General features: G+C 31.6%; 16 protein-coding genes and 1 pseudogene. All 17 read left to right on the top strand.

Going from position 1 to position 22,051, the window contains the following annotated elements:
* Positions 1-6 precede the first annotated feature (6 nt).
* The 17 genes and pseudogenes from polA (at position 7) to rihC (ending at position 21,873) form a co-directional block, all read left to right on the top strand.
* The gene (gene polA / locus G319_RS0100460) at positions 7-2,724 is read left to right on the top strand and encodes a DNA polymerase I (protein ID WP_026389186.1); all 2,718 of its coding nucleotides are present in this window, start codon (positions 7-9) and stop codon (positions 2,722-2,724) included.
* An 8-nt stretch (positions 2,725-2,732) separates the two neighbouring features.
* The gene (gene mutM / locus G319_RS0100455) at positions 2,733-3,560 is read left to right on the top strand and encodes a DNA-formamidopyrimidine glycosylase (RefSeq protein WP_026389185.1); all 828 of its coding nucleotides are present in this window, start codon (positions 2,733-2,735) and stop codon (positions 3,558-3,560) included.
* Between the two features lie 147 nt (positions 3,561-3,707).
* Positions 3,708-4,973 carry a DnaD domain protein gene (locus G319_RS0100450; RefSeq protein ID WP_026389184.1) on the top strand — a complete coding sequence of 422 codons (1,266 nt, stop codon included), beginning with the start codon at positions 3,708-3,710 and terminating at the stop codon, positions 4,971-4,973.
* 10 nt (positions 4,974-4,983) lie between these two features.
* Positions 4,984-5,889, top strand: coding sequence for an ATP-binding protein (locus G319_RS08760; RefSeq protein WP_051350829.1), 906 nt, complete (start codon positions 4,984-4,986; stop codon positions 5,887-5,889).
* Positions 5,890-5,980: 91 nt separating this feature from the next.
* A complete protein-coding gene (gene gap / locus G319_RS0100440) occupies positions 5,981-7,000 on the top strand; it encodes a type I glyceraldehyde-3-phosphate dehydrogenase (RefSeq protein WP_026389182.1) in 1,020 nt (339 codons plus the stop codon).
* Between the two features lie 133 nt (positions 7,001-7,133).
* On the top strand, positions 7,134-8,342 hold the full coding sequence (locus G319_RS0100435; protein WP_026389181.1) for a phosphoglycerate kinase: 1,209 nt from the start codon (positions 7,134-7,136) through the stop codon (positions 8,340-8,342).
* Positions 8,343-8,570: 228 nt separating this feature from the next.
* Positions 8,571-9,344 (top strand): MIP/aquaporin family protein, encoded by a 774-nt coding sequence (locus G319_RS0100430; RefSeq protein WP_026389180.1) that lies wholly within the window; start codon positions 8,571-8,573, stop codon positions 9,342-9,344.
* A gap of 32 nt (positions 9,345-9,376) precedes the next feature.
* A pseudogene (glpO, locus tag G319_RS04480) lies at positions 9,377-10,539 on the top strand (type 2 glycerol-3-phosphate oxidase).
* 32 nt (positions 10,540-10,571) lie between these two features.
* Positions 10,572-12,080: a glycerol kinase GlpK gene (gene glpK, locus G319_RS0100420; protein WP_026389179.1), complete on the top strand. Its 1,509-nt coding sequence runs from the start codon at positions 10,572-10,574 to the stop codon at positions 12,078-12,080.
* A gap of 75 nt (positions 12,081-12,155) precedes the next feature.
* On the top strand, positions 12,156-13,004 hold the full coding sequence (locus tag G319_RS0100415; protein WP_026389178.1) for a hypothetical protein: 849 nt from the start codon (positions 12,156-12,158) through the stop codon (positions 13,002-13,004).
* An 8-nt stretch (positions 13,005-13,012) separates the two neighbouring features.
* Positions 13,013-13,699: a hypothetical protein gene (locus G319_RS08755; RefSeq protein WP_026389177.1), complete on the top strand. Its 687-nt coding sequence runs from the start codon at positions 13,013-13,015 to the stop codon at positions 13,697-13,699.
* 133 nt (positions 13,700-13,832) lie between these two features.
* Positions 13,833-15,251 carry a glycoside hydrolase family 1 protein gene (locus G319_RS0100405; RefSeq protein WP_026389176.1) on the top strand — a complete coding sequence of 473 codons (1,419 nt, stop codon included), beginning with the start codon at positions 13,833-13,835 and terminating at the stop codon, positions 15,249-15,251.
* Between the two features lie 63 nt (positions 15,252-15,314).
* The gene (locus tag G319_RS0100400; RefSeq protein WP_026389175.1) at positions 15,315-16,082 is read left to right on the top strand and encodes a MurR/RpiR family transcriptional regulator; all 768 of its coding nucleotides are present in this window, start codon (positions 15,315-15,317) and stop codon (positions 16,080-16,082) included.
* Positions 16,083-16,192: 110 nt separating this feature from the next.
* A complete protein-coding gene (locus G319_RS08750) occupies positions 16,193-18,949 on the top strand; it encodes a PTS sugar transporter subunit IIABC (protein WP_026389174.1) in 2,757 nt (918 codons plus the stop codon).
* 59 nt (positions 18,950-19,008) lie between these two features.
* A complete protein-coding gene (locus tag G319_RS0100390) occupies positions 19,009-19,875 on the top strand; it encodes an ROK family protein (protein ID WP_026389173.1) in 867 nt (288 codons plus the stop codon).
* A 123-nt stretch (positions 19,876-19,998) separates the two neighbouring features.
* Complete coding sequence (locus G319_RS0100385; protein ID WP_026389172.1) at positions 19,999-20,862, top strand: ROK family protein; 864 nt, start codon at positions 19,999-20,001, stop codon at positions 20,860-20,862.
* 93 nt (positions 20,863-20,955) lie between these two features.
* On the top strand, positions 20,956-21,873 hold the full coding sequence (gene rihC / locus G319_RS0100380) for a ribonucleoside hydrolase RihC (protein ID WP_026389171.1): 918 nt from the start codon (positions 20,956-20,958) through the stop codon (positions 21,871-21,873).
* The last annotated feature ends 178 nt before the right edge of the window (positions 21,874-22,051 follow it).

Below are 22,051 nucleotides of genomic sequence, written 5' to 3'. Positions count from 1 at the left end.
AAAAACATGGCAAATAAAAAAATATTATTAATTGATGGTAACTCATTAATATTTAGAGCATACTTCGCAAGTGCATATACAGGAAACATTTTAACTACATCAGCAGGAGTTCCTACTAATGCAGTTTATTCATTTGCCAACATGGTAACTTCTTTATTGAATAATCGAGATTATTATGATGTAAAAGTAGCTTTCGATAAAGGTAAAAAAACATTTAGACATGATAAATTACCAGATTACAAAGCCGGAAGAAGTACAACTCCACCAGAGTTAGTAACTCAATTTCCATTGGTAAGAGAATTTTTGGATTCTGCAAACATTTCTTGATATGAATTAGATAATATAGAGGCTGACGACATAATTGGTTCACTTTCTACTTTAATTGAAAAAGATATGGATGAATATGATGTAGAAATCTTAACAAGTGATAAGGATATGTTCCAATTAATTTCTGATCGTACTAAAGTTTTGATTCCTGTTTCAGGAACAAGTGATATGAAGGAATTTGGTGTAGAAGAATTGTTTGAAAAATGACAAGTTGCACCAAATCAAGTTGTGGATTTAAAAGGATTAATGGGTGATCCATCAGATAACCTTAAAGGTGTTGCTGGAGTTGGTGAAAAAACAGCCATTAAATTAATTACTGAATATAATTCTATTGAAGGAATTTACGAAAACATTGACCAAATTAAAGGGAAGTTAAAAGAGAAATTAGAAGCTGATAAAGATTCTGCATTCTTATGTAAAGAAATTGCTACAATCGCTACAGATATTCACATTGATAATTTAGAATTTAGAAAATTAAATCTTTCAATTGAACCTCTTGCAGAATTCTTAACTAATTATGAAATGTATACATTAGTAAAGCGTCTAACAAATCGTGCAGAAAATATTAATAATGATGAAAAACACAATTTTACAATTCTTGATAAATGATCAAGTGAATATGAATGTGGTCAAAACTCAGTTTTTATCCAAACTTTAGAAGATAACTATCACACAGCTAAAATTACAGGAATTGCCATTAGTAATGAAAAAGGTAATTACTATTTAGATTTTTCAACTGAAGAAAAACAGCTGACAATTTTTGATGTCGAACCAGCAGTTGAATTTGATCAAAGCTTAAATGATTTTTTCAAAAATAAAGATTTGAAAAAATCAACTTATGATATCAAGAAGACTGTTTCATTAATCAAGAATGCTGGATTTGAATATGATTATGATTCTTTTGATTTTGATATGATGATAGCTTCATATACTCTTGATTCAAATATTAAATCTACTTTCAGTAACCATATCAGAATGATCTCACCAGATCTAAACATTGTTGATGACGAATATATTTTTGGTAAAGGTGTTAAAAAAACAGGGAATATAGAAATTAATGCTAAAGCGGAATTTATCACTAAAAAAGCGTGATTTATGACTAAAGTTAAAGAAGAATTAATCAAAGCACTTGAAGCAACTGATCAACTTCCACTTTATGAAAAAATTGATTTACCTTTCGCAAAAGTTTTATTTGAAATGGAACAAGCTGGTGTATCAATTGATCGTAAAGAGTTAAAAACACAAACTTTAAATATCTTAAATAAGATTAATGAACTAGAAGATGAAATGCGCCAAATCCTTATTGGTAAAATTGAAGACAATTTCAATTTTGCTTCTCCAAAACAAATCCAAGAATTACTTTTCACAACCCTTGGATTACCAAATCTTGGAAAGGGTTCAACAGGCAAAGAAGTTCTAGAAAAGTTATTTGGTCAACATGAAATAATTGAACTTTTATTAAAACACCGTAAGTTCTCAAAATTATACTCAACATATTTAAGAGGGTTTGAAAAATACATCTTTGAAGATGGTAAAGTTCATACAATTTTTAACCAAACTTTAACAAATACAGGAAGATTGAGTAGTTCCGAGCCAAACGTTCAGAATATCTCTGTTCATGATAAAGATCAAAAAGAAGTTCGTAAGATTTTCATTACCAAAGATGATCGTAAATTCTACAGCTTTGATTACTCTCAAATCGAATTAAGAGTATTGGCTCAAATGGGATGTGAAGAAACTCTTATTGAGATTTTCGAAAACAATCGAGATGTTCATGCTGAAGCTGCTAGAAAGATTTTTGGATTAGCACCAGATGAGCAAATCACAGACGATCAAAGAAGGGTTGCTAAAGTTTTTAACTTTGGAATTATTTACGGTTTAAGTGATTTCGGTTTAGCTAATGATTTAAAAATTTCTATTCCGGAAGCTAAGCAATATATTGCTTCGTACTATGAATCATTCCCGGGAATCGCTAAATTTAAAGAAGAAGAAATTGAGTTTGCAAAAGAACATGGTTATGCTCTTACTTTAGCAAATCGTCGTCGTAATATTGATGAATTGAAATCAACTAATTATCAATTAAGACAATTTGGAGAAAGGGTAGCTGTTAATATGCCGATCCAAGGAACAGCTGCTGATGTTTTAAAAGTTGCTATGATAAATATTTTCAATATTTTTAAAGACAAAAATATTGAAAGTAAAATGATTGCCCAAATTCACGATGAGATAATATTTGAAATAGTCAATGAAGAAGAAAAAAAAGTTGTTGAAATTATTAAAAATGAAATGCAAAATGCATTGAAAGATATGTTTGATTTATTAGATATAAAAGAAGATATCAAAGTAGAATTAGAGGTTTCACAAGCAAGTGGAGCCAACTGATTTGAACTTAAATAGGAGGAAATATGCCTGAATTACCAGAAGTCACTACCGTTGGTAGAATATTAAATAAACAAGTTAAAGGAAAAGTTATAGAAGAATTTAATATTTTTTATACTAAGTTATTAAAAACTCCTTCAATCGAAGAAATGAAAAACTTAGTTAAGGGTCAAAAGATTGTTGAAGTAACTAATGTTGCTAAGTATCTTTTGATTAAATTAGAAGACTATGTAATGATTTCACACCTTCGTATGGAAGGTAAATGAATGATTGAAAAACCAGATCTTTATTCTTATCCTGAAAAGCATCTTGAAGCACAATTCAAACTCGATGATGGAATGATGATGAGATATTATGATACGCGTAAATTCGGTACTCTAGAGATGTATAAAAAAGAAGACTATATCACAAATTCTTCACTTGCAAAATTAGGTCCAATTCCGATGAATAACCAAGTAAGTGGTGAATATCTACACTCTAAGACTATTCGTAGCCGTAAAGCTATTAAAACACTCTTATTAGACCAAAATATAATAGCTGGACTAGGTAATATCTATGTTAATGAAGTTTTGTTCGATGCAAAAATTCATCCCGAAACAGTTTCTAATGAATTGAGTCTAGAACAATGTACAAACTTAATTGAAAGTTCCGATAGAATCTTGACTTTAGCTACTGAAAAGGGGGGAACTTCAATCCACTCTTTTGAATCTCAAGCTGGAGTTAGAGGAAGTTTTCAAGATTATCTAAAAGTTCATACAAAAGTTGGGCAACCTTGTCCAAATTGCAACACAACTATTGAGAAAATATTTGTTAATGGAAGAGGAACTTACTACTGTCCAAATTGTCAAAAATAGTCAATGTGGAAATGTGGAAAACTATGACAAACCTTTGGAAAACATAGGTTTGTTTTTTATATTCAAATGTATAATAAATAAACTTTATTTTTTTTACAAAAAACGGGAATTTTTAGAATATTATTTATAAGTCAAGGAGGTACGTTTATGAGTTTTTCAAATTGTAAATATAACATTAATGTGACTGAAAGAATTGGTGGACTCGATAGATCTATCTTAATAAATTTATACCAACCAATTATTGGATCATCTGCAATGGGATTATATTTAACGTTAATTCAAGAATCTGAATTAACTCAAAAAATGAATGGACCAACATTTCAAATAAGTAGATTAATTTGTTTAACAGCTTCGACTGAAAAACAACTAGAAAAAAATTTGAAAAAGTTAGAAGCCTTAAAATTAGTAAAAACTTTAATATCTAAGAAAACTGAAAACCGTATGTTTAATGTATTTGCACCACTAGATCCTTTAACCTTTTTTAACAATGATGTTTTTAACAGAACATTGATGGCAAAATTGGGCGAAGAAAATTATGAAGCTACAAAATTCATTTATAAAAATAGAGTCGCAAACAACGATGATGAATTTGAAGATGTTACTGCAGACTTTTCTGAGATATTTATAGATGACTTTAAAACATATGGGACATATGCATCTGAAAACGATGATGAAATAAATAATATAACTAAAAGAGATTCTCAATTATTTGAAAAAATTATGAACGTAGATATCTTTAAACAAGAATTAAACAATAGAGAATTATCATTAGATCTAGAAGACATGAATACAAGAAAAATTTTGAACTCTATATTGAGTGTGAAAACACTTACTGAAACTCAAATGGCTGAATTAATTTCAAAAGCATATGATAAAGTAACAAATGATATTAAAAATAATGTTATCGAAACTGAATTGCTAAAAGTTATTACAGAATCAAAAAAAGCCGTTAAAAAAGACTTAACTGATACGGGTATTAAGAAAATTTATGAAATGAATTCATTTGAATGTGAAACTTATTATGAAATGCTTACAAATGAAGTTGCAAGTTTCACATTGAAAAAATCTTTAAGAGAAATCGTTGATGAATTCAATATTACAACAGGGATGTTAAACTGTCTTATGGAATACTCATATTACAAAAACGATGAGAAAGTTGTAATTAACTATATAAGAAAAATTGCTGAGTCAATTGTTGAAGATGGACTTACTACCGCTGAAGAAGTGATGATATATTTAAGACAAGTAAACAATAATAAAAAACAGAAACGTGAAAAGATTTCAAAACACTTTGTTAGAAAAAATAACAAAGAAACAAACGAACAGATTGAATTTGAAAAATTTGATTTTGATAAATATTCAGAAGATGATTTAACAAATGATAAAATATTAGCAATAGCAGAAGAATTATAGGAGAAACTTTATGGATTACACAATTAGTTTAAATAAATTTAAAGACAACAAAGTTATAAATAAACTAATAGCGGAGTTTGAAATTACAGACTCAATCCTATTAAATAGTGGTCCTGTTCTAGAAGATTTTGTAACTAAATATATTGAATGTGGGCCTGGTCCACTTTCTTCATGTAAACAAGAAACTAGAGGTTATGAAAAATCTTTACGTTTTGAAAACGATCGTTTTTATGTATCTTTGAAAAAATGCGCACATTGATTGACAGAAAATAAGAACTTCGAAATCAAATCTCATTTCATTTATACAGATTATGATGTGGATGGATTTGATTTTACAGCTGGAGATTACTTAAAAGATATCGAAAACAATGCAGATATTTTTACTGAAGAAGAAATTAAACAACGTAAAACATTTTTAATTGATGCTTTGACACGTCTTCAAGAAGGTTATGGTAAAGGGCTTTATTTATTTGGAGAACCTGGAGTTGGGAAAACTACTTTAATAAAAGTTTTAGCAAATCATGCAGCATTTAAAAAACATAAGGTGGCATTCTCAAATGTTGGGGATTTAATTAATTCAGTAAAAGATTCATGAAATGATCCGAAGAAGATGAAACAAAATAGTATCGTCAAAAACTTAAAACATGCAGATGTTTTGTTTTTAGATGACATTGGAGGAGAAATTGTTTCCAACTGAACTCGTGATGACTTTTTATTCACGATCTTAAACTATAGAATGGAACATAAGAAAATCACATTCTTCACATCTAATTTCTCAATGGAGGAATTAGCTGATAATTATTCAGTTAAAAATGATAATAGTAATATTGAGAAAATTAAAAGAAAACGTTTCATTGAACGTATAAAAGGATTATCAGTTGCATTCGAATTAAAAGGCAATAACCATAGAAAATAGTTTAATTAATTTAAATTATTTAATGGTATTGTCTTTTTTTATTAAAAAGTAGTAAAATTAAAGCATATATATAATAAGGAGAGAAAAATATATGGCAAAAAAAGTTGCAATTAACGGATTCGGAAGAATCGGACGTCTAACATTTAGACAATTATTTGAAAAAGGTGTAGATATTGTTGCAGTTAACGATTTAACTGATACAAAAACTTTAGCTTACTTATTAGAATTTGATTCAGCACAAGGTAAATTCCACGAAGGTGAAATTTCATATACTGAAAACTCAATTATCGTTTCAGGTAAAGAAATCAAAATCTTTGCTGAAAGAAATGCTAAAGACTTACCATGAGGAGAATTAAACATTGACTTAGTAGTTGAATCAACAGGATTCTACGTATCAAAAGAAGCTTCTCAAGCACACATCGAAGCAGGAGCTAAAAAAGTAGTTATTTCAGCACCAGCTAAAGGTGATTTAAAAACTGTTGTTTTCGGAGTTAACCACAAAGAATTAACAGCTGAAGATACAATTATTTCAGGAGCTTCATGTACAACTAACTGTTTAGCACCAATGGCTAAAATTTTAGATGAAAACTTCACAATCAAAACTGGTTTAATGACAACAGTTCACGCTGTAACAAACGACCAAAAATTATTAGACTTACCTCACGCTGATTTACGTCGTGGACGTGCAGCAGCATGAAACATTATTCCTTCAACAACTGGAGCAGCTGTAGCAGTTTCTTTAGTATTACCTCAATTAGCAGGTAAATTAGATGGAGCAGCATTACGTGTTCCAACAATTACAGGATCAATTACTGACTTAACAGTTGAATTCGAAAAAACAGGATTATCAGTTGAATTAATTAACTCAACAATGAAAAATGCTATCGAAGCAGATGCTGACTTAAAACAAGCAATTAAATACTGTGATCAACCAATCGTTTCAGGAGACACAATCGGATCATCATTCGGTTCAATCTTTGATGCAACATTAACTAAAGTTATTACTAAAGCTGATGGAACACAAATGGTTAAAGTTAACTCATGATACGACAACGAAAGTTCATACGTTTCTCAATTAGTTAGAACAACTATGTACTTCATGGGATTATAATTTTAAAAAAATTCCAATAATAAAAATAATAGTTCTTCGGAACTATTTTTTTATTTCCATTTATTTGGAAAAACTTTTTTAAATGAGTTAAAATAATAAAGATATAAAAGAGAGAAAAATGAGGAAAAAAAAGATGAATTATAACCAAAAGAAAACTTTAAACGATATTGAAGTTAATGGTAAAAAAGTTTTAGTTCGTGTTGATTTCAACGTTCCATTAAAAGATGGAGTTATTACAGATGACAACCGTATCCAAGCTGCATTACCAACAATTAAACACTTAGTTTCAAACGGAGCTAAAGTTGTATTATTCTCACACTTATCAAGAATTAAAGCTGAAGAAGATAAAGCTACTAAATCATTAGCACCAGTTGCAAAAAGATTAGAAGAAGTTTTAGGACAAACAGTTAAATTCGTAGCTCAAACAAGAGGTACTGAATTAGAAGCTGCTATCGATGCTTTAAACGAAGGTGAAGTATTATTATTCGAAAATACACGTTTCGAAGATGTTAAAGATGGAGAAGTTGTTAAAGCTGAATCTAAAAACGATCCTGAATTAGGAAAATACTGAGCATCATTAGGTGATGTATTCGTAAATGACGCATTTGGTACAGCACACCGTGCACACGCATCAAACGTAGGAATTTCAGAAAACATTTCAGAATCAGTTTTAGGATTCTTAGTTCAATCAGAAATCGAAAACTTAGGAAAAGGAATTGACGCCCCTGAACGTCCATTCGTAGCAATTTTAGGTGGAGCAAAAGTTTCAGATAAAATCGGAGTTATTGACCACTTATTAAACAAAGTTGACAAAATCTTAGTTGGTGGGGGTATGACATATACTTTCATGAAAGCTTTAGGACACGAAATCGGATCTTCATTGTTAGAAGCTGATAAAGTTGAATTAGCTAAAGAATACTTAGAAAAAGCAAACGGAAAAATTATTTTACCAATTGATTCAGCATGTGCACCTACATTCGCAGACGTTGAACCAACTTTCTGTGGATTAGACGTACCAGAAGGATTAATGGGATTAGATATTGGACCTAAAACAATTGAATTATTCCAAAAAGAATTAGCTGGAGCTAAAACAGTTGTTTGAAATGGACCAATGGGAGTTTCAGAATTTGAAAACTTCAAAGCTGGTACAGTTGCAGTTTGTGAATCAGCTGCTAAATTAGATAATGCTTTCACTTTAATCGGTGGAGGGGACTCAGCTGCTGCTGCTATTAAATTAGGATTCAAAGATGATTTCTCATGAATCTCAACAGGTGGAGGAGCTTCATTACAATACATGGAAGGTAAAGCTTTACCTGGAATTGAAGCAATCCAAAACAAATAATAAAAACTAATAAGCTTCGGCTTATTTTTTTATTTCCATAAGAAAAGATTAATTACAAGGAATATAATAATAAGAGTGAAAAAACAATAATATAAATCTCTTTCTGATACAATGGAAAAATATTTAATAAAAAGGTTCCATTTTGGAATAATTTCCAGAAAAAGCGAGAAAAGATTTTTTAATATGGTTAAATATAGGTGTAAGAGATTTACACGTTAGGAGATTTTTATGAACTTAACAGCATTATTATTAACTGAACTATTTGGGACGATGCTACTTATTATTTTAGGTAATGGTATTGTTGCCAATGTTGTCCTTAAAGGAACCAAGGGTAACAACGCAGGGTGACTAGCAATAACTTTTGGATGAGGATTTGCAGTATTTACTGCAGCTCTAATTTCAGGAGCACTTAACGGAGCTGGATGATTAAATCCTGCAGTTATGATTGGGGCAGTGATATCAAGCAAAGGAGATGTGTTAACACAACTTACAAGCGGATCTGGAGCAGGAGCTGCCGGATTGTTTATTGGTGTTTTAGCATTACAACTAATTGGGGCTATGTTAGGTCAAATCATTATTGACTTACTATACTATAAACATATACAAATGACATTATTTGGAAATGACGAATTTGCTACATCTAATGTTTTAGCTATGCACTCAACTGGGCCTACAACTAAATCTACATGATTCAACTTTGGTATGGAATTTGTAGGAACTATGGTTTTAGTATTTGCAATACTTTCATTAGGGCAAAGTAAAATGGAAGGTGCTATTTTTGGGCCAGTTGCAGTAGCAATAGTTATTATAGCTATTGGTTTATCACTTGGTGGCACAACTGGATATGCTATTAACCCTGTAAGGGATTTAGGACCGAGAATTGTACACATGTTGGCACCTATTTCAGGTAAAGGAAAATCTGATTGAGGTTATTCATGAATTCCGGTAGCTGCACCAATGGCAGCGGGAATAATTGCAGGAGCTTTATTCCTAGCATTTTAAATAAGTAATACTTAAGAAAACGAGAAAAAATTATGAAACAAAACTATGATATTTGTGTAATTGGTGGTGGAATGATTGGAGCTTCCATCGCTAGGGGGAATTGGGACAATATAATAAAAAAGTTGTTGTTCTGGAAGCAAACGCTAGGGTTGCTATGGAAACTAGTGCAGGTAATTCTGGATTAGTGCATGGGGGATTTGATCCTACACCGGGCAGATTGAATGCCAAACTTAATGTACTTGGTAAAATTAGATATGAAGATTGATTAAGAGATATGGAATTTCCTCACTTAAGAATTGATTCAACAATTGTTGCTTTCAATAAAGAGGAAATGGATCATGCACATATGCTATATGAACGTGGTCTGATTAATGGATTAGAAGCTAAAGAAATGGAAATTATTGACGCTGAGGAACTAAGAAAAAGGGAACCTAATATTTCTCCTGATGCTATTGGTGCCTTGGTATGTAATAGCTCAATTGCCATTGATGCTTTTGAACTAACGAAAGTTTTATTCACCAATGCCATTCATAATGGAGTGGATTTAAAAGTAAATTCTAAAGTTATTGATATAAATAAAGTTGGAGATCTATATGAGATTGAAACTTCAAAAGGGGAAATTATTTCAGCAACATATGTAATCAATGCTGCTGGACATTATGCTGATATCCTTTCAGCAAAAGCGGGGTACCCTGACTTCAACTTAACTACTAAACGTGGTGAATATAGAATATTGGAAAAAACAGAAGCTGGAATCGTTAACTCAGTGGTTTTCATGATGCCTACAATCCACGGTAAAGGTGTGATTGTTGCGCCAATGCTATCAGGTCATGTAATGGTTGGTCCAACTGCTGTTAGCGGTGTGGCCAAAGATGAAACTCGTCTCGTAACTGCAGAACAATTTGAATACATTGGTAATATTGGTAAAAAATTAATACCAAGTATTAATATGAATAAAACATGTATGACTTATTCTGGGTCACGTCCAATAGAACCAACAATGGATGATTTTTGAATTAAGCACGCTAGTGGAGATAAAAACTTTATAAATGTAGCTGGAATGAAATCACCTGCTATTGCATCAGCACCTGCTATTGCAGATTATGTTATTGGACTAGTTGAAGAAACAGCTGGAAAATTGGAGAAAAAAACTGATTGAAATCCGATTGAGAAAGCTGTCATACCATTAGTTTAATATTGAAAATCTAATAGCCACAAGGAGGCAATATGGAAAAATATATTATTACTTTAGATGAAGGTACTACTTCAGCTAGAGCACTTATAACTGACAAAAAAGGTAATATTGTAGCTGTTGATCAAAGTGAATTTACACAATACTTCCCACAAGAAGGTTGAGTTGAACATGATGCTATCGAAATTTGAAACACTCAAAGGGGAGCTTTTGTTCAAGTTCTAAATAAGAGTGGTATAAAAGGTGAACAAATTGAAGCGATAGGAATTACAAATCAACGAGAAACAGCCGTTGTTTGAAACAAAGAAACAGGTTTAACAATTTATAATGCTATTGTTTGACAAGATTTAAGAACATCTGAATGGTGTGAATCAATGGATGGAAAAACTGTTGATATGGTTAGAAATAAAACAGGTTTAATTATAAATCCTTACTTTTCAGGAACAAAAGTTAAATGAATTTTAGACAATGTTAAAGGTGCTAGAGAACTTGCGAATGATGGTAAGTTAATGTTTGGTACTGTTAACACATGATTAATTTATAGATTAACTGGTGGTAAGGAATTTGTAACCGACCATACTAATGCCCAAAGAACACTTTTCTATAACATTCATACGAATGATTGAGATGATGAATTATTGGAATTGTTCGGTGTGCCAAGAAATATGCTTCCAGAAATTAAATCGTGTTCTGAAGTTTATGGAGAAACGTATCCTGGATTAATTTCTAGGGCAGATAAAACAACTATTAAAATCGCTTCTTCAATTGGAGATCAACAAGGGGCTTTATTCGGGCAATTGTGTCTTAATGTTGGAGAATCTAAAATTACATATGGAACTGGTTGTTTCATATTAATGAATACAGGTGATGAAAGAGTGTTTTCATCACATGGATTATTAACAACTGTAGCTGCTGCATATGATGGGAAAATCACATATGCGTTGGAAGGTTCTGTAATGATGGCTGGAGCAGCTGTCCAATGATTAAGAGATAACTTAAGAATCATTTACAATGCTTTGGAAACAGAGTGATATGCTGGACAAGTTAATGATGATCGAAGAGTTTATGTTGTACCATCATTCACTGGTTTGGGTTCTCCTTATTGGGATTCATATTCAAGAGGGGCAATTTTCGGCCTTGACCGTGGTACTAAACGTGAACATATCGTTAGAGCTACACTTGAAGCGATTGCATACCAAGCCAATGATGTGTTATCAGCAATGGCTAAAGATGTGAAAAAACCATTCTCTTCAATTAAAGTGGATGGAGGAGCATCACAAAATAAATTCATGATGCAATTCCAAGCTGATATTTCACAAGCCAATGTTATTAAACCTACAAACGTAGAAACTACGGCTATGGGAGCGGCTTACTTAGCTGGTCTTGCTGTCGGTTATTGAGAAAGTGTAGAAGAAATCAAAAAAAATTATGTTGAAGATTTCACATTGTTCCCAATTGCCACAAGAGCAGAAGCTGCGAAAAATATTCGTGGATGAAACCAAGCCGTTACTAGAACATTTAGTTGATTAAAAGATATTGAATAATTAGAAAAGTTCCGAACGGAACTTTTTTTATTTGCACAATAATAAAAGGTATAATTATTTGAAATAGGAGGTATTATGTTTTTCAAAAATAATAACAATTTAGGAAAAAGAATAACTTTGAAATCATTCGAGGATGGGCAATGAATAAATAATTTCTGAGTTCTCAATGATCTTGTTTACTTTACTGATTCTGATTTCGATTCTGAAAAAAATCTCTTATCTCATATAAATATAAAGGACCTTAAGGAGAATATTGAATTAAAAGTTACTGGAAATAATAGGTTTTTAAGTTCACCTAATCCTCTTAAAAATACAATGATTGGAATATCTGAAACAGAAGTTAAACTGGATTTCATGTTCGATGGTTTCGTTTATAGTGTTAATAATTACGAAGAAGATATTATTGTATCTGTAATTTACCAAAATGAAGTTGTTAATTTCATAAAGAGTGGTGATGGGTTTGAAAAAACGCAATTATTCTCTAATAAATTAATAGTTAAGAATACTGGTGGATTCCTGTTATTGAAAGATATTAAAACAAGGTTTTCGACAATTATTACCAAAGATAAGACTTTAGACTTAGACTATGAAATAGATAATATTATTTTAGTCGGTGAAAATATCGTTGTTGTTGGTAAAAATTTTGCAAAACTTTACCAAGGAGAAGAATTAGTAGATTTATACTTATCTGAAAATGAATTTACAGTTTGTGGTTTCAATAGCAATACAATAATAATTTCTGATAGCAATATAAGAGAAACATTTTATTTCAATGTTGAAAAGCGACAAAGGAGTGCGACTATCTTGTATAATAACTACTTGTATAGACTAGAGTGTTATATAGATAATCTAATAATTGGGAAACCCTTATTAGACAATGATGGAGATATTAATTATTATCTACCAGTAGTATTTATTTATTAGGAGGAAAAATGTTTAACGATAAATTACAAATGCAGGAACTAGTAGTAGTTATGATTTTCTTTATATTTTTAGGAGCATTATTAGCTTCAGCGTTAATTGGTAACTTGATTTTATTCATCTTTGGTAAGATGAATAAAACACTTTTAACTGGTGAAGAAATGTTTGAAAAAGTAAGAGAACAAAGAAATTACAGTTTCATTACAATTAAGAAAAAAAGAATCAATTGATACTCGCCTTTGTTTACATTCAACAAAAGAACAAATACAGTCACAATGGCTAGAGGTGATTTAGAACACGGTAATTTAAATTCAGCTTTCAATATTCTATTAACAGCTGATAATATGGAAGAGGTTAAGACTAGAGCTTTTGATTCTAGATGAAAATTGATTGGGATCGCAATATTGGGATTAATAACAGCGGTTTTATTCACAGGAGTTGTAGCTATTATTGCAACCGTACCTGTGCAATCAAATACTGATAAAATCCACTGAATGTGAGGAACATTTCTTCAAATATTAGCGATTGGTGGTTGAGTATGTACAATAATTGTTATTATTGCTTGATACACAACAATCCAAGGAAAGAAAAATGATATGAGTGAACAGGCGAAGGATATTTTATCTAAGACTGAACTTAAAAAATTTAATAAGATGCTTAATGTATGAGTTTACATGCCATTATCATCAAGAATTTAAACAAACATCTTATGATGTTTGTTTTTATTAGGACTTTTAAATTCATAAAGTACTTTTTTAAGTACTAAAAGTAGTTTTTATCTAAGTTCTTTTTGTAGATAATAGAGTTATAAATTTTGAAAAGGAGTTTATTATGAAAATTAAAAAATTAAAAGACTTCCCCGAAGGATTCCTTTGAGGAGCATCTTCTTCAGCTTACCAAGTTGAAGGTGGATGAGATCAAGGTGGAAAAGGTATGTCTGTTCAAGACTTACATAAAGGAACTGATGAAATTACAGACTTTAAAGTAACTTCAGACTTCTACAACCACTATAAAGAAGACATCGCAATGATGAAAGAAATGGGATTTAAATCATACCGTTTCTCAATCGCATGAACACGTATTATTCCTGATGGTGATGGAGAAATCAACCAAGAAGGAATTGACTTCTATAATGATGTAATTAATGAATTAATCGCTGCTGGTATTGAACCAATCGTTACAATGTACCACTTTGACTTACCATTAGCTTTAGAAGAAAAAGGTGGATGATTAAATCGTGATTTAACTGTTCCTGCATTCCAAAAATTTGGAAAAGCAATCTTTGAAGCTTACGGAGACAGAGTTAAATACTGATTAACAATTAACGAATTAAACGTTTTAGTTATGATGAGTTTATTTGGACAAGATTTCTTAAACCCAACAGGTAAAAAATTCACTGTTGGTGAAACATTCCAAATGGCACACCACTTATTCTTAGCACAATCATTAGCTATGAAAGATTTACATGATGCATACCCAGAATGTTTAATTGGACCAGCTCCAAACATTTCTTCAGTATATCCAGCAACATGTAAACCTGAAGATGTATTAGCTGCTCAAACAGCTGCTGTATTCAGATCATGATACTGATTAGATGCTCCAGTTCGTGGAGAACACAACCCATTAATGATTAAATGATTAGAAGAACAAGGATTCACTTTAGATATTCGCGAAGGTGATTTAGATATCTTAAAAGCTGGTAAGCCAGACTTCATCGCATTTAACTACTACAACACAATGACAGTTAAGGCTTGAGAAGATCAAGATAAATTAGAGGGTGAAGTAGATCAACAAAAAGGTATGGGATTACCTGGAATGTTTATGGGTGCACAAAACCCTAACTTAGGTAAAACAGAATTTGGTTGAGCAATTGACCCAGTTGGTTTCAGAGTAACTTCTAGAGAAATTTATGAAAGATACCGTTTACCAATGTTATTAACTGAAAACGGAATCGGAGTTCGTGAAGAATTAAACGAAGATATGACAGTTGACGATGATTACAGAATTGCATGATTCCAAGACCACATTTTAGAAATGCGTAAAGCTGTTTCTGAAGGAATGGAATTCATCGGATTCAACCCATGAAGTGCAATGGACTTAGTTTCAACACATGAAGGGTTCCAAAAACGTTACGGATTTATCTTTGTTAACAGAGATGAAAAAGACTTACGAGACTTAAAACGTTACCGTAAAAAATCTTCATACTGATATGAAGAATTAATCAATAACAACGGAAACAACATCAAATAATTAAAAAAAAGAAGGGGAACCTTCTTTTTTTGTATAAAATATAAATAATGGCCGGAGGTTTTTATGAGTAAAATAATTAACCAAATTGAAAAAATTAAAGATGAAGAAAATAAGATTAGTAATTTAATTGCTAAATCTTTACATAAATCTTATATAAATGGAGAATTCTTAAGTCTTAAGGATATAGCTGATGAATGTTATGTTTCACAATCTACAGTAACTGTTTTTGCCAAACGTTTAGGATGCAGTGGTTATCGTGAATTAATTATGAGATTAAAAATGGAGTCTGATAATCTACATGGAAATTCATTTGCTCCAACAGATGATTTTGATCTATTCCTCGAATTCCAAAACTCTACGATTGCAACTATTAAAGATGGTATGGCAAATCGTGATGACATAATTAAAGCTTCTATGATGATACGAAATGCTGATAAAGTTATGGTTGCTGGATCTCCACAAGTTGGAAAAGATGCGCAATACTTCCAAGAACTACTTTCTGTAAAGAGAAATAATATCATCTTATTCTCAAGAGAGTTATCTAATTATATGTTGGATAAAATTAAAACAATCAAAAAGGGTGATACTGTAATATTAATAGTTGCAGGACAAGAAACTAGTATTGAAGTAGAAATATTCGAAGCAGTTTCTAAATTAGATGGTGTTAATATTATAGTTTTCACATCTGAATCACAAGTATGAAAATTCCCTAGAAAAGATCGCGAAGATATTTTAGTAATGAGCATTGATTCTAATCACTTGCCTCATCAACCTGTATTTAGAAAATTACAGCTGAACTACTTATTCCTAGAAATGTTCCTATTAGTTTAAAAAATGATAAAAAAGTACTTTTTCTATTATAAAGTACTTTTTTGCTGCCAAAAAGTACTTTTTTATTGTTGTGGAAAAAATTATCATATATTTGAAAGGTAAAGGAAATAATGGAAAATAAAGCTATTAAAGTATATTCACCAGTTGATGGTGAAGTTGGTTCTGTTGTAAATCTTGGCGATGGTGTTTTTAGTGAAAAAATGCTTGGTGACGGATTTTATGTTAGAGCTGACGAAAAACTAAAAAAAGCCGACTTCTATGCTCCGATCGAAAAAGGAACAGTGTCTTTAATTACAGATACAAAACACGCGTTCTTCTTCCAAGTATCAGAGGATATTAGTATTCTAATGCACATTGGTTTAGACACAGTGTCATTGGATGGAAAACCATTTGAACAACTAGTAAATGTTGGGGACACAGTTACTAAAGATACAAAAGTTGTTAAAGTGGATACAACAGTAATTAACAAAGCAGGTTTAGACCGCGTTTGTCCAATTACAATTAACTCAGAAGTAGGAGAATTCGAATTCAAACTTCTTGCAAAAACAGGAACTGTTAAACAAGGAGATTTAATTGGAGAGTTCGTACCTGTAGTTAAAAATGAAGTTAAAACTGAAGAAGTTAAATCAGCTGAAGAGTTCTTCTTACAAAAAAATAAATATCAAGCAACAGCTCATGAAATCAACAAATTTGTTGGTGGACCAGCTAACTATACTGAAGTTTACAACTGTATGACTCGTTTGAGATTCGCAGTTAAAAACAAAGATGGTGTAAATGTTACTGAAATTAACAGCTTACCTTTAACAAAAGGTGTTGTTTGAAATGGTAATGAATTACAAGTAATTATTGGTCAAGATGTTTATAAAGTTAAAGAAGCGGTTGATCAAGATAACTTGGCACCTGCGGGAGAAATTAACTTTGAACAAGGAGCTATTAAAAAAGCTTCAGCCGGAAAACGTTTCTTACAAATGTTTGGTGGAATTATGGTTCAAATCATCCCTATGATGGTTGGGGCTGGTATTATCCAAGCTATTATTGGTATTTTAACTTGATTAGAAGTTATGCCAGCATTTGCAACTAATGCCGGAACAGTTGAACAAATTATGAACCTTAAAGGTGGAGAAATCTGATGATTCATGTTATTCGTAATTGGTAAATCATCAGGAATGTTCATGGGTATTACAATTGCGTGATCTGCAGCTAAATACTTTAAATTAAGAGGAACTATCGCAATTCCTTTAGCTGTAATGATCTGTTCACCACTTATGTTCTTAGGTGGGGGAGCACAAGGATTGGGAGGATCATGAACAATCTTCTCAATGGGAACTGTTGAGCAAGTATTGCCAAATCACCCAGACTTCCAAGTAAACAGATTTATTCAAGGTATTCTTGATGTAAAAATCACTGGTGGAAATATTAAAATTTTCGTAGTTATCTTTGCAATGTTTACTGCTAAAAAACTTGATGATTGAATCGGTACATGAGTACCTTCAATGTTCGAATTAATTATTAGACCATTTATGGTATTCTTCATAACAGCTACATTAGCATTAGGAATTTACATGCCAATTTGAAACTTCTTTGAAGCTGTAATTTCATTATTAATGTACTACATCGGGGAAGCACCTATTGGAATCGGTACTGGGGTTTATACAGCTCTATGACAAGTATGTGTTGTATTCGGAATGCACTTAGCATTAGGAATGGTTTCAGTTGTTCAGCAAGGTGCGTCAGCAGCTGCTGGACAAGGAGGGTTCGGAATTTTCGGACTTGGTGGATCAATCTCAGTTTACGCACAACTTGGAGCAGTAATCGCAGTTATCATGATGACAAAAAATGCTGCCTTAAGAAGAGAAGCAATCGGTTATGTACCAGTTGCATTATTAGGGGTAACTGAACCTATGATTTATGGAATCAACTTACCTAAAAAACGCCCATTAATTGCTGGGGTAATTGCAGCATTTATCGCTGGTTGTTTCGCAGGAGCTCTAGGAGTAACTCAAAGAATCAGTACAGGAATCGGAATCTTCGAAGTAATCGGATACTTCCAAAATACTATCTATGATACAACAGGACAAATTGCTAAAGATACAGGACAATTAAGTCAATTAGCAAACGGATTATTATACATCGCATCATGTGCTATTGTATTTGGTGGAGGTATCGGATTCGGAATCTTATTAAACCAAGATAGAAAAACTGAAAAACAAGAAATCAATACATTATCAAAATCAATCTTTAACTTAATTGTTACAACAAACGAAGTTAATGGAGTTGAATTAACAAAAGAAGATAAAGCTGCTATTAAAGCTGAATTATCAAAATCTAAAGAAATCTTTACAAAAGAAGAATTAGCAGAAGTTAAACAAGTTGAAAAAGTTATTGTAAAAGAGTTAAAATTAAAAACAAAATTAGCAGCATTAAATGAATCAGAAGCTAAGAAAAAAGAAAAATTAATGAAAGCTGGAAAAGCAGCTGTAGTTAAAGAAAACTTAGAAAAAGCTGATAAATTGATGGCTAAATTCAATGCAATCGATAATACAGTTAAACGTGAAGCTTTAGAAGAACAAATCTCTGAAGTTTCAAAATCAATCGATTGAAAAGTAATTGAAAAATTCAACAAAAAAGCACACAAACACGTTAATGGTGTATATGCAAATGTTGAAAAACAATTTGGAAAAAACATTTTCAGTACAAAAGATCTACAAGATAATATTGAAAACGCATTAAATGTAATGCCAATCTCATACAAATTAGTAGAAGTAAAACCTGAATTTGACATTGTTTCTGAAGTTTTAAATAAAAAAGAAGCTTTAAAACAATTACACTTAGCAGAAAAAGCAAATAATAAAGCTGCAAGAGCTTAGTATAAAATAAAAAGTACATATCCCCTTATGTACTTTTTGTTGTAAAAGGAGAGAATAATATGAAATTGTGTTTTGATATTGGTGGAATGTCAGTTAAAGCAGCAGTCTTTGATGGACAAGAAATGGTTAATAAAAAAGATTATGTTTATGGAAAAGCTATTAACAATGTAGAGTTGTTAGAAATCTTAAACAATGCATTGAAAGAAGCGATTGAAAAATATCCACAGATCGATGGGATTGGTATTTCTTCAGCTGGGGTTATTGATACAGAAACAACTCAAGTTCATGGTAGAGCAGCTATTGAAGATATCAAGTATATAAATTTCCGCAGAGATTTAGAAACTTCTTTACCTGTTTTTGCAGAAAATGATGCTTTCGCAGCAGCTCAGTCACAAATCGCATTCAATAAAGAAGTTGAGGGTAAAAATACTATCGTTATGATAATTGGAACTGGACTTGGTGGAGCTTTAATTCTTGACGATAAACTATACAAAGGTTCTAACCTTTTAGGTGGTAGTTTTGGATTTATCGCACATGACATTAACTTTGCTACTTTAAGTATTGGACACAATACTGCAACAACTGGAATGTTGATTAAAGGACATCATGACAGAACTGGTGAACTATTAACTGGGAAAGAAATAGTTGAAGGTTACAACAAGGATGAACAAAAGAAAATCAGTGTTGATAAATTTGTTGAAGATGTTGCAAAAGTTGTTATCAGTGCCAATGCTGTGGCTGACGCCGAACTTGTTCTTATTGGAGGAGGAATTAGTCAAAGTGATTTAATTCTTGATTTAGTAACTAAAAGAATCGATGCTTTCCTTGACGTAGTTGGAGAACCATACAAAAGAAAATTTGCTATTCAGCGATGTGTTTACGCTCAAGATGCAAACTTATATGGAGCTTTAGCTTTAACTAAATAATTATTAGCAAGAGCAGATTAATGGCTCTTGTTTTTTATCGCAAAAGTACTTTGACTATTTAGAATTCTCTTTTACATATTTTAAAATTCACCGATGCTAAAATCTCAATGAAGAGGTGATTATATGAAATTGTGTTTTGATATTGGTGGAATGTCATTGAAGACTGTTGTGTTTGAAAAAACCGAAATAATTCATAGAGAGGATTTTGTATATGGTAAGTATTTAGATCATTTAGAGTTAATTGAAAAGATGAATGAAATCATCTCAAAACTTACGAAAAAATACCAAATTGATGGAATAGGTATTTCTTCTCCGGGTGTGGTTGATGTTACAACAACACAAGTGATGGGTGAATCAGGAATAAAGAATTGTAGTAAGATGAATTATCGCAGAGATTTGAAAACTGATATAAGAATAGAAGTTGAAAATGATGCCTTCGCAGCTGCTGAAGCTCAAATTACATATAATTTAGATACTCGTGATAAAAAGACAATGTTATTCATTGTAGGAACAGGTTTGGGCGGATCTCTAATCATTGATAATAAAGTGTATAAAGGAACCAATTTATTAGCGGGAAACTTTGGTCTAATTGCTTTTGATATTGATCTAGCTACCATCAGTATAGGACATCTTGATGGAAGTGTTGGTTCAATTATTCGAAACTATAATAAGTTAACAGGTAATGAAGCTACCGGTAAGGAGATAATGGCGAAGTACTACCATGACGATAATGCAAAAGAAGTAGTTGATAGAATGATTAAAGTATTAGCTCAAACTATAATATGTGCAAATGCAGTAGTAGATTCAGAATTAGTTCTAATTGGTGGAGGAATTAGTCAGAATGACGACTTCATTCAATTACTAACTAAAAGAGTTGATGGATTTATGAATATCATGGGAGAAGTTTATTCTCGTAAATTTGAAATTAAACCATGTAAGTATGCTCAAGATGCCAATCCTTATGGAGCTTTGAGTCTATTAAAATAAAAACAATCTTTTGATTGTTTTTTTGTTATATGAAAGATTATTCCTTTCACAGGAATGCCATAAAATGTATAATCTATTTAATAAGGAGTCATTATGAGAAAAACACCAATTATTATAGATACAGATCCAGGGATTGATGATGCCGCTGCGATTTGTATAGCTTTATTTAACGAATCTGTTGATGTTAGATTAATAACAACGGTTGCTGGAAATGTGGGTATCGACAAAACTACAGCTAATGCTGTTAAATTATTAGAAATTACAGGTAAAGATGTGCCGGTTGCTGCTGGAGCTCAATTACCGTTAATTAGGCCTTTGAGAGATGCCGCAAATGTTCATGGATCAAGTGGGATGGATGGTTACGAATTCCCAGAACCTGATATGAGCAGAGTTTTAGAAGAACACGCGGTAGTTGCGATGCGAAATGAATTGATGAGAAGTGAAGAAAAAATCACAATCATGCCTATTGGGCCATTAACAAACATTGGATTACTTTTAAGAATGTATCCTGAAGTTAAAACAAAAATTGAACGTATTGTTTTAATGGGTGGTGCTTTTGGAAGAGGTAACATGGGGGTCTATTCAGAATTCAATATTAACATTGATCCTGAAGCTGCTAAAATTGTTTTCGAATCTGGATTAGATATTGTTATGGCGCCAATGGAGGTTGGTATCCAAGCTAAAGTTACACCAGAAATGAAAGAAGAAATCAAAGATGGGAAAATAGGTGACATGTTTGTTAAGATGTTCTCAAATTACGGAAGTGTTAAAGGGAACCCTAACTCAAACATGTATGATGGATGTGCTATTGGTTATATAACAAATCCTGACATGTTTGTTGGTCAAAAAACTTATGTTGAAGTTGATACTCAGAATTCAATATCAGCCGGAACAACATATTGTGATTTTAGAAACTTTTTAGGAAAAGAACCAAATGTTTTTGTTCTTAAGGAAGTTAAACACGATTTATTTAGTAAATGATTTGTTGAATCTATTAAAAAATGTGGATAGCTTAAATGAACCGGTTGGTTCATTTTTTTATTTTCCATACGAATAAATAAGAAGTGTAAGCATATTTGTGGAAATTAATTAATGTAAAAACTCCTAACGACATAAGGGGTCTGTGTTTTAGACTTATAAAGTATCTTATAGTGGCGTATATTGCGTTTTAAACACTTTTTAAGAGTAT

Origin of the sequence: Tullyiplasma multilocale ATCC 49900, assembly GCF_000483165.1 — a bacterium.
In the GTDB taxonomy this organism is placed as follows: Bacteria; Bacillota_I; Bacilli_A; order Mycoplasmatales; family Mycoplasmataceae; genus Tullyiplasma; species Tullyiplasma multilocale.
This window is presented reverse-complemented; position numbering and strand designations above follow the sequence as displayed.